Source organism: Paenisporosarcina sp. P4_E4_2, from assembly GCF_056401595.1.
Genome location: NZ_JBFUJC010000459.1, coordinates 1 through 1,952, shown reverse-complemented (window position 1 = coordinate 1,952; position 1,952 = coordinate 1). Strand labels below are relative to the sequence as shown.

Here is a 1,952-nt window from a genome sequence, read left to right as displayed (position 1 = left end):
TTAGTACCCTGATACAACGTCACAGGAAAACCGTATAAACCTTTGCCTCGGTGCTGGAATAATGCCTTGTGATCGTATTGCAATGGGCTGTAAGTGCCTTGACCACCCAAAATTTCTACGTCTTTTTCTTTCGGATTAGCAAAATCTGTTACGTCAAATAATGAGATTTTCATGCCCCCAGTAATGGTTCGAGGTTGGCTGCCATTTTCGCCTGGAATCGTTTTTGTATCGTAACCGAAACCGATTAGATGGTTTTCGTCCAATGGGTGCAAGTAATTACTGAAACCTGGAATTTTCAACTCCCCTAGTACTTTTGGCGCCGATGGATTAGAGACATCCATCACAAACAGCGGATCAGTTTCTTTAAACGTCACCATATACGCTTTGTCTCCCATAAAACGAGCTGAGTAAATGCGCTCCCCTTTCGCAAGTCCTTCGATGGAACCCACTTTTTTCATACCGGCATCCAGGATATATAGATTGTTCTCAGAAAGCTCATCCGTATTCCACGCAAAGCCTTTCGTAGTTACGACACGGAAATAACCTTCATGCTCATCCATCGAAAACTGATTTAGGAGCATGCCCGTCACTTCTCCAGATGATACAAATTCAACTTTAGTTCCATCTAAATTGAACTTGAATATTTCCGTATTGGTTTCCTGGGGATTCCAAATTCGATCAATGGCATTATTGTTATCATCATTCTTTGAAGGTACATAGATAGGGGCAGTTAAATACAACGCCTCTTTAGACATATACATGGCATTGCTTCCGCCCAGATACCCTTTCGTTACAACTTGGGATTGCTCTGGATTCTCAAGATTCATAGCCGTAATGACGCTATACGTCCCCTCCAGTGTTCCCGGCAAGATGGATAAATCAGAAAGCGGCATGGATGATACTTTATCCTTTTTCTTACTGTCAAATGTGTAAGGACGCAACTCTACATCTTTTGCCCCTTCCATTGCCCAGAAGTTTGGCATCACATTGGTCACGAAATACAACATGTCTCCTGTCTTTCTAGCCCCGTTCAAGTATCCTTCCGCACCGATTTCCCGTATCAGTTTCGGATTCTTCGCATTTTTCACATCATAGAAACGTACATTTGTGGAACTGTTAACAGGCATCATCATTTTACTGGAGACTTTTCCTGAGGTTTCCTCATAATCATATGGTACATGCCGATCTCCAAGCACAATCAATGTATTTTCATGTAAGAATAACTGTGTTGGATAGAATTCTGCATCGATTGACAGTTCAGCCATTTTCTTCATGTTTGCAGGATTTTGAATATCCGTTACAATTACACGTCCATTTAATATAGAGTAAATAAATTTCCCGTCTGTCTTCACCATATCCGATTCATCTACGCCTTCCACTTGATTGTTCGTTTCCGAGTGGTCAGCTTCTCCTCCACTGCTTGATAGAGCAGATTTATTGCTTGAATCCATCGAGTTTTCGCTTTCAGCTGAATCTGCTCTTGAATCAGTATACATCTGACTCATTTGTTTCTTTAACTTAGCGAAGTAATCTTTCAGTTGCTTTTCCGATTTTACAGTTTGCAAATCTTTGTGAACAGTAAACGATAATTTACTGGTCGACATGGATTTGAAGAATCCGCCTTGAATAGCTTCCTTCTTGATGTGCAATATATACGAACCCGGTTTGATTCCGGTCACTTTAACTGAATGACCGTTTTGTGTAAGCTGCAATTTCGCATTCGTTTTCTTTCCTTGCTGATCAACCAAATATATCGTTCCATCCGATATGGCTGAAGCTTTTAACGGCTCCGAAAAATTCGCTTTCCATCCTTGCTCAGACAACGCAATCGATGAAGCACTGACTGTCACTTTATCAATATAAAACGCAAACGATAGGACTATTCCTGCAATCACAGCAGCGACCATGAGCCAAACACTTCTTTTTTTCAATACCATCTCTCCTCTTTTTTT

1 protein-coding gene is annotated in these 1,952 nt (G+C 41.0%); it reads right to left on the bottom strand.

Annotated features, from left to right (window positions below):
* A partial coding sequence (locus AC1DSB_RS18620) for a beta-propeller domain-containing protein (RefSeq protein ID WP_477587342.1) occupies nucleotides 1-1,931 on the bottom strand: 1,931 nt, incomplete at its 3' end.
* Nucleotides 1,932-1,952 lie beyond the last annotated feature (21 nt).